Source organism: Mammaliicoccus stepanovicii, assembly GCF_002902525.1.
Lineage (GTDB): Bacteria > Bacillota > Bacilli > Staphylococcales > Staphylococcaceae > Mammaliicoccus > Mammaliicoccus stepanovicii.
Map to the genome: position 1 here is coordinate 1 of NZ_PPQZ01000049.1, position 7,741 is coordinate 7,741.

The 7,741-nt window shown below is 31.9% G+C and carries 7 protein-coding genes; 3 read left to right on the top strand and 4 right to left on the bottom strand.

Annotated elements, in window-relative coordinates; genetic code table 11:
- Positions 1–106 precede the first annotated feature (106 nt).
- Positions 107–421 carry a hypothetical protein gene (locus tag CD111_RS08155; RefSeq protein ID WP_095088162.1) on the top strand — a complete coding sequence of 105 codons (315 nt, stop codon included), beginning with the start codon at positions 107–109 and terminating at the stop codon, positions 419–421.
- Positions 422–433: 12 nt separating this feature from the next.
- A complete protein-coding gene (locus CD111_RS08160; protein WP_095088165.1) occupies positions 434–1,834 on the top strand; it encodes a phosphoribosyltransferase domain-containing protein in 1,401 nt (466 codons plus the stop codon).
- Between the two features lie 86 nt (positions 1,835–1,920).
- Here the strand turns inward: CD111_RS08160 and CD111_RS08165 are convergent, their stop codons facing one another.
- From CD111_RS08165 to CD111_RS08180, 4 genes are all read right to left on the bottom strand, one after another.
- Positions 1,921–2,730: a Cof-type HAD-IIB family hydrolase gene (locus CD111_RS08165; protein WP_229726511.1), complete on the bottom strand. Its 810-nt coding sequence runs from the start codon at positions 2,728–2,730 to the stop codon at positions 1,921–1,923.
- 70 nt (positions 2,731–2,800) lie between these two features.
- A complete protein-coding gene (thrB, locus tag CD111_RS08170) occupies positions 2,801–3,712 on the bottom strand; it encodes a homoserine kinase (RefSeq protein ID WP_095088169.1) in 912 nt (303 codons plus the stop codon).
- Positions 3,709–4,773 carry a threonine synthase gene (thrC, locus tag CD111_RS08175; protein ID WP_095088171.1) on the bottom strand — a complete coding sequence of 355 codons (1,065 nt, stop codon included), beginning with the start codon at positions 4,771–4,773 and terminating at the stop codon, positions 3,709–3,711. The genes thrB and thrC overlap by 4 nt, the downstream gene beginning before the upstream one ends.
- 1 nt (position 4,774) lies before the next feature.
- Complete coding sequence (locus tag CD111_RS08180; protein WP_095088173.1) at positions 4,775–6,052, bottom strand: homoserine dehydrogenase; 1,278 nt, start codon at positions 6,050–6,052, stop codon at positions 4,775–4,777.
- 194 nt (positions 6,053–6,246) lie between these two features.
- Between CD111_RS08180 and CD111_RS08185 the strand changes: the two genes are divergently transcribed.
- Entirely contained in the window at positions 6,247–7,620 is a 1,374-nt protein-coding gene (locus tag CD111_RS08185) for an aspartate kinase (protein WP_095088175.1), read from the top strand.
- Positions 7,621–7,741 lie beyond the last annotated feature (121 nt).

Genomic DNA, 7,741 nt, shown 5'->3' on the forward strand with positions numbered 1-7,741 from the left:
TGGAGTATAATTCAAATATTTAATAATTGATTGTTACTTTTTAAAATTGTGCTATGTATAGTATAATAAAGTTAAATATTTAATTATAAATTAAGAAGGTGAAATAATGGCTGGACAAACTAATTTATTTGATGACGTTTTGAATCAAGATGAGCGCTTCGTCATTGTTGTGCAAAGTATTTATGACACACACACACAACTTGTCAAAAAAACATTAAGAGAGTACACGAGCTTAGAAAGAGAACAAATGCAATCTTTATTTGAACATTTAAAAGAAGTGTATTTAAATGAACCTTTTGAAGAAAATCAAGCTTTCTTTGATATAACTGTTTACACAAACCAAGACTATGCTGCAGATCAAATTTATGCACATATAAAAAGAAAGAAACATAGTCATGAATGGACACATACAAGCAAATAAAGGAGTTATAACATGTCTCAAGAAAGCAAAGTATTTCCTTTAGATAACGATAAACAAGTAGAAGTTAAAGTTACCCATAATCGATTTAATTTTCAAATTGATGAAATGTTAGCAATTACGCAAGAAGAACATTCTGAATTCCCGTTTATACCAGTATCACCTAGCTTAGGCTATTCAAGAGCATTATATCCTGAGAAACCATTACTCGTTGGTTTATTACTCGGTTTCTTATATCATGAGGCTCTGACTGGTGAAACTGATGAAAGAATATTAATGTTAGAAAAAGCATTAAATGGTCATAGTAGAGGAAAAATGATTCAAGCCTTGAATTTAGTTGAAGCAAGTAAATTGGGTCATTACCCACCTAGTAGATTTCTAGGATTAAGTGAACGTGCAGTAAATTTAGGTCAATCAATATTTAGTTTATTTGATGATGAAGTTATGTTCTTAGCATCAACTCGAGATAAGATTATTTCTCACCCTCCTCTACTTGATCATAGTGATATCGTAGATTCTGAAGAACGATTATATTTTTATACAAATAGTAAAGACTTTTTTGATAATGATGAGAGAATTGCCATAATAGATAATCACTTATTAAATGCTAAATCTGTCTTAAATTTAATAAAAAAGATTCATGATAAATACCCTTCAAGAGAAATGTATACGGTATTAACACCCATTGATTTAAGGTCAAATGAGGTCAAAGAAACATTCGCAGCATTGGAACGAGAACTTAATATAAAAATCAACATTATTTCTCTTATGACTTTTGATGTCGAAATACAAGATAAAGAAACTGTAACACCAAAGTTAGCATCGAATGAACTACTAAAAAACAATGTTCAAGAAACAAAAGTCCAGTACCATTCATTGCGCAATGTTATTAACGATTACTTTATTGTAAAAGCTCAAAATATGTTGCGAGATGGCACAATACATGATAATCCATATTTCATTTCAACAGGTAGATTCACTTTAAACGGTAAAGAACAGCAAGTTTCAGAATCGTTATTTCAACGCATGGGTGAATTGTTAAACGATTTCTTAGATGATTCACCGAAAATGGTCATTGGTGTTGGTGAATTTCTATATGTTCCGCTACAGATCGCAAGATACTTACCTGGTGAAGAAATTAGAGTGCAAGGAACCACTCGCTTTAATTTTGATTCAAGTACATTAAATCATTCCAATAAGAAAATTAGTTTCATGTCACCGCTTGAACGTACCATTACGCATTACTTGTATAATTTAGAGGTAGATAGATATGACCAAATCATCGTATTTGTTGAACGTTTAAGACACAAAACAGAAATTGATGATTTAGTTCAACAACTTAAAGTGTTAGGTGCGAAGTCAATTTTAGTAATTGAAATGACATCAATAGCTTTTAATGAAGATAGAGTGTATTAATATGCATTCAATATTTATTACCATACAGAAATAAATAAAGCACAGTTTATGAGGTATATATCCTCCATAAGCTGTGCTTTAATATGTTATTTTGTTAATAATTTTTCAAGTGCTACCACTATACCATCATGGTCATGATCTTCAGTAACAATATTTGCGATATTCTTTATTGTATCATTCGCATTTCCCATTGCTACACCTACTCCTGCTTTTTCAAGCATGTCATAATCATTTAAACTATCTCCAAATGCAATAACATCTTCAAAATCAATATTTATCTTATTAAATAATTTTTCTAATGTTTTTCCTTTTGATACTTGATGATTCATAAATTCTAAAAAGTAAGGTTTACTTATCGTTGACGATATTTGTTCATTAAATTGTCCATTTAATGCACTATTCGCTTTCGCGATATTTTCTTCGAAATCAACACCCATTACTTTTGGTACATCACCAGTTATGAAATCTTTTAAATCATCGACAGATTTCATAGGTAACCCTGTTAAATCACTTTCAATATTCATATATTCATGTGTACGATCGAAAACGATAGCATCATCTATGTATGTTAAATAGAAAAAGTTATGCTCACGGCAAAAGTCAATAATCTTATGGGCATCTACTTTACTAATAGTTTCTTTATAAATAATCTCATCTTTTTGTGCATCTATAACGTATGCACCGTTGTAACTCACTATAAAACCATGATATTTGTCCATTTCTAAAGCCACTGCATGTTTTATCATGCCTGCAGTTGGTCTACCTGATGCTAATATAAGTTTCATACCTTCTCTTTGCTTTTCCATAAGATATGAGAATGTTTTTTCACTGATTTCATTATTAGATGTTAAAAGTGTATCATCCATATCCATTACAATATATTTATAAGCCATAATTTTAATCTCCTTAAAAATAATGATGCATATATTCTATCATATGACAGAATATATGCATCATTTCTAATTATTATAAATTGATAATTTCTTGACTAGCACCAAATCTATTAATTGTAACGAGTTCTGATTCACAATTTTTAAATTCATCTTGTAACGCTCTTACAAGCTTACCACTCAATTCTTTTTTTATGAACGTCAGAACTGTAGGTCCTGCGCCACTAATGAATGTGGCGTATGCTCCGTGTTCAATGGCTACTTGTTTAATATTATGAAAGTCAGGAATTAAATGTTGTCGATATGGCTCATGGAACCCATCTTTCATCATCATCTTTCCAGCTAATTCATAATTATGTTGAATAAGTGCGCTAATCATTGTATTACTAATCGCACTGTATTTAACCGCTTCTTTTAAAAATAATGTTTCGGGCAATACTTTCCTCGCCTTTTCAGTAGATAATTCATATTCAGGAATAGTTGCGATAACATCAACTTTGGGAATATCTATATATGAAACATCTGTATGATTGAGTTCCGGATCATATACACCTAACACGAGTCCACCATATATTGTTGGAGCCACATTATCAGGGTGACCTTCTATTTCTGTTGCTAACTGTAATAGTTCATATTTCGAAAGTTTTAAATTAGCAAAATGATTAGCCAAATATAGACCAGTTACTAACGCAGATGCTGAGCTCCCTAATCCTCTTGCTAATGGAATATCACTGAACATCTTTAAATTGAGTGCTGGCATTTCTTTATTGAACTTTTCAGTTGCTCTGTTTGCAATGTTCGTAATGTAATGTGTTTCATCATTAGGTAATCCAAGTAAATGTGGTCCAATATGTTCAAAATGCCATTTCTCATCTGCAGAAAGGTGTGCTTCTACCTCAAGATATTTGTCTAAAGCCATGCCAATTGAATCAAATCCAACACCTAAATTTGCTGTTGATGCCGGTACTTTTAATTTCAATGTTTTCATTGTAATGCACGCTCAATATAATCGACAATTGCTTGTTCATCATTTTCTAAAGGCGTTATCGGTGAATCTAATAAACTGATAGCTGTATCTGGGTCTTTTAATCCATTGCCAGTTAATATTGCTACAACAGTTTGATTTGGTTTTAATTGTCCTTGTTCATGTAGTTTTAGTAGCCCAGCAATTGAAGCATTACTTGCAGGTTCACTAAATACACCTTCTTTTCTTGTCATTAATTGATAAGCATCTAATATTTCATCATCTGTCACACTATCAATTAAGCCATTAGATTCATCTCTTGCCTCTTCAGCTAACTTCCAGCTTGCAGGATTACCTATTCTAATCGCTGTAGCTATTGTTTCTGGTTGTTCAACTACTTTACCTTGAACGATTGGAGAAGCTCCTTCTGCTTGAAAACCACACATTACAGGTAAACCCGATTTATTTATATGATGAAATTCTTTAAATCCTTTCCAGTAAGCTGTTATATTACCAGCATTACCTACTGGAATTGCAAATAAATCTGGAGCTTTACCGTCAAGTTGTTCAACTATTTCAAAAGCACCGGTTTTTTGACCTTCTATTCTATAAGGGTTAACTGAGTTAACTAAGGCGATATCACCCTTTTCAGCTACTTTCTTAACTATATTTAATGCTTCATCAAAATTACCTTTAATTGAAACAATTTCAGCACCATACATTACTGCTTGAGCTAATTTACCTAATGCAATTTTACCTTCAGGAATAACGACGATTGCCTTCATTCCTGCTCTAGCTGCATATGCTGCTGCCGAAGCTGAAGTATTACCAGTCGACGCACAAATGACTATTTTTTTACCTTCTTCTTTAGCCTTTGCCACAGCCATAACCATGCCTCTATCTTTAAACGATCCTGTCGGGTTTAAGCCTTCAAACTTAGCATATAAGTTAATATTTAACTTTTCAGATAGGAATGGCAAATGTATAAGCGGTGTATTTCCTTCGTTTAACGTTAATTCTGGTGTACCATCATTAACAGGTAAAAATTCTTTATAATTATTGATTAAGCCTTTCCATCTTCCCATATTACTTATCTCCTTCGATTGAATAATATTTTAACACTTCTATGTTATTCTCTTTTAAGGTATCAATTGGTAAATGATCTATCCCTCTAATAATGACACCAAACGTATCTTCTGTTCTTTGTTCAACTTTAACACTTCTATGAAAATCAATAACAGACTTAATGTCATCACGTAACTCATCTTCTGATTGATTACTTTTCACAATTATAAAATGGCTATTTTTCAGTGGGAATTTAACAACGTCATCTTCAACTAATTCTTTCGTTCTCTCTGTTTTAAGTTCGAAATGTGGCGGTAATGTATGAAGGTCAGATTCAAATTGTAAAGCAACATTTAACAAGTCAGATACAACAGCACTACCAGTTGCTAAACTACCTGCACCTTTACCATAAAACATTGTATCTCCAACAGAATCTCCAATAACATAAATTGCATTATATTCATCTTCGACATGTGCCATTTGATGACTATCTGGCAATAATGTAGGTTTAACACTTGCAACGACACTTCCATTTTCATACTTACCTTGACCAATTAATTTAATTTTGTAGCCTAACTTTTCAGCTACTTTAATATCTTCAATTTCAATATTAGATATCCCTATTCTCTCAACATCATTTAAAGAAATAACCCTATTAAATGATAAATAGCTCGTAATAACGACTTTACGAGCTGCGTCTACGCCTTCAACATCGTCTGTTGGATCAGCTTCTGCATATCCTAAATCAGTTGCTAACTGTAACGCCTCTTCGTAAGATTTACCTTCTCTCGTCATTTGGCTAAGAATAAAATTCGATGTCCCATTAAATATACCCATAAATTGATTAATATTATTTGCATTTAATCCATTATTTATGGCATTTACAATTGGAATACCACCAGCCACACTTGCTTCATATTTAAGTGCGACTTTGTTCTTTTCAGCTAAATCTTCTAAATCTCTTAAATGAATTGCTAATAAATCTTTATTTGCTGTTATCACATGGATGCCATTAGATAAGAATGTCTTTAACCACTCAACTGTTGGTTCTATTCCACCCATTACTTCTACAACGATATCCAATTCGTCATCGTTTAATATATCTTCTATATTTTCAGTTAAATGATAGCAAGAAGTATTAATTGCACGTTTCTTGCCTACATTGCTGACAAGAATGTGTTTGATATGTATAGATTTTCCAATCGTATCTTCGATTTGTTTCTTATTCTCTTCTATAATTTTTACGACACCTGTTCCGACTGTGCCTAATCCTAGTACTGCTACATTTAATACTTTCATTTTTTCACTCACCTTAAATATTATGTTCTTTTTAAAAATACATTTGTCTACTTGAAATAGACTAAACTTTATTATAGTATAAATTCATTAAAGTTTTTTGTAAAGTTAGAATTATTTGAATAATTTTATATTAACATGATTTCAAGCTTTGTAAATGACTTTAATTATATTACCCCCACTAAAGGACTGATCAAATGAAAGTTTCAAAATTTGGCGGAAGCTCCGTCGCTAGCAGCAAACAAATCAAGAAAGTACTTAACATCATTAATAGTGACGATGAAAGGAAAATAGTCGTCGTATCTGCTCCAGGTAAGAGATATAAAGATGATATTAAAACGACTGACTTACTCATTCGATTATATGATAAAGTTATTAATGGATTGGATTATACGAATAAACTACGCCAAATAATTGGTCGCTACGAAGAAATCGTTTCAGACTTAAATATGGATGATCAAATTTTAATCCAATTAAAAGATAAACTCCTCCATTTAATTGAATTTTATCGACATAAACCTGAACGCCTACTTGATGCTTTGAAAAGTTGTGGAGAAGACTTCAATGCTCAAATTATAGCGCAATATAATAATGATTTAGGGTTTCCAACACGGTATCTATCTCCAAAAGATGCTGGCATTTTTGTAACAGATGAACCTGGAAATGCCATGATTTTAGAGGAATCATATGAACAAATAAACAAATTAAAAAATTATAAAGAAACTTTAGTTATACCCGGATTCTTTGGGTTCTCTCATCAAGGGGATATCGTAACTTTCCCAAGAGGAGGTTCAGATATTACGGGTGCTATTTTGGCAAGAGGTGTAAAAGCGAAACTATACGAAAATTTCACGGATGTTTCTGGTATTTATAGAGCAAATCCATCAGTTGTATCTCAACCAGAAGTAATACCTGAAATTACATATAGAGAAATGCGAGAGCTTTCATACGCAGGATTTGGCGTTTTTCATGATGAAGCACTAGAACCACTGTATAAAGATCGAATTCCCGTTGTCATTAAAAACACTAATAAACCTGATGATAAAGGAACATTTATCGTAAGCGAAAGAGATATTTCACATTTAACTCATATCATTTCAGGCGTTAGTTGTGACAAAGGATTTACAAGTATTAATATTAAGAAATATTTGATGAATAGAGAAATCGGATTCACGCGGAAAGTCTTGAGTATTTTAGAAGAAGAGAATATTTCTATAGAACATATACCATCAGGAATCGATAATTTAAGTATTATTATGCGATCTAATCAAATACGTGGAAAGGAAAATAGAGTATTAAAACAAATTAGGAAGCATGCTCAAGTTGATGAATTAACGATTGAAACTAATCTTGCTATCTTGATGATTGTAGGAGAAGGAATGAATAATTCTATCGGGACCGCTGCAACTGCAACACACGCTCTCAGCAAAAATCAAATCAACTTAAATATGATAAACCAAGGTTCCTCAGAAATTTCTATGATGTTTGGTATTGATGAGGCGTATTCGGATTTAGCTGTTCAAGTTATTTATGATGAATATTTCAATAAGAAGCCACTTGAAATTGTTTAACATGACTTAAGAAAAAGAGAGTTACTCCTTAAATTATGGATTAGCTCTCTTTTTCTTTATTGCCTTTTTCGTCTATTATACATTGTTCATATATTAAATAAAAAACCCGAAACAAATTATT

Coding starts and splice junctions, on each gene's coding strand:
- CD111_RS08155 (WP_095088162.1), top strand. CDS start 107: ATGGCTGGACAAACTAATTTATTTGATGACGTTTTGAATCAAGATGAG.
- CD111_RS08160 (WP_095088165.1), top strand. CDS start 434: ATGTCTCAAGAAAGCAAAGTATTTCCTTTAGATAACGATAAACAAGTA.
- thrB (WP_095088169.1), bottom strand. CDS start 3,712: ATGAAAACATTGAAATTAAAAGTACCGGCATCAACAGCAAATTTAGGT.
- thrC (WP_095088171.1), bottom strand. CDS start 4,773: ATGGGAAGATGGAAAGGCTTAATCAATAATTATAAAGAATTTTTACCT.
- CD111_RS08180 (WP_095088173.1), bottom strand. CDS start 6,052: ATGAAAGTATTAAATGTAGCAGTACTAGGATTAGGCACAGTCGGAACA.
- CD111_RS08185 (WP_095088175.1), top strand. CDS start 6,247: ATGAAAGTTTCAAAATTTGGCGGAAGCTCCGTCGCTAGCAGCAAACAA.